General features: G+C 65.1%; 1 protein-coding gene. It reads right to left on the bottom strand.

Features of this window, described 5'->3' with window-relative positions; translation table 11 throughout:
• Positions 1-95: 95 nt before the first annotated feature.
• A partial coding sequence (locus J5M67_RS28920; RefSeq protein ID WP_207888739.1) for an FMN-dependent NADH-azoreductase occupies positions 96-430 on the bottom strand: 335 nt, incomplete at its 5' end.

Raw genomic sequence — 430 nt, 5'->3', positions numbered from 1 at the left:
ACAACCGGTTCACCGACGATGCAAGCAAAAACGCCGCGCACCTCCCGGTCCGCGGCGTTTTCTTTCAGGGTTTTCCGGCTATCGAGCGATCACGCTCAAACCGCGGCGATCGCCTCGCGTGCGCTCGCGAGCGCTTCCGTCGCCGCCTCCGGGCCGAGCGCGAGGCCTTCCGCGTAGACGAACGTCACGTCGGTCAGACCGATGAAACCGAGGAACGTCTTCAGGAACGGCGTCTGGCTGTCGGTCGGCATGCCGACGTGCTTGCCGCCGCGCGCCGACACCACGTACGCCTTCTTGCCCTTGATCAGCCCTTCCGGGCCTTCCGACGTGTAGCGGAACGTGACGCCCGCGCGGGCGATCCAGTCGAAGTACGCCTTCAACTGCGACGACACGCCGAAGTTGTACATCGGCGCGCCGATCACGATCACAT

The organism is Pseudomonas sp. 30_B, assembly GCF_017491605.1.
Lineage (GTDB): Bacteria > Pseudomonadota > Gammaproteobacteria > Pseudomonadales > Pseudomonadaceae > Pseudomonas.
The sequence above is the reverse complement of the archived record's forward strand: the minus strand, read 5'-3'. Positions and strand labels throughout refer to the sequence as shown.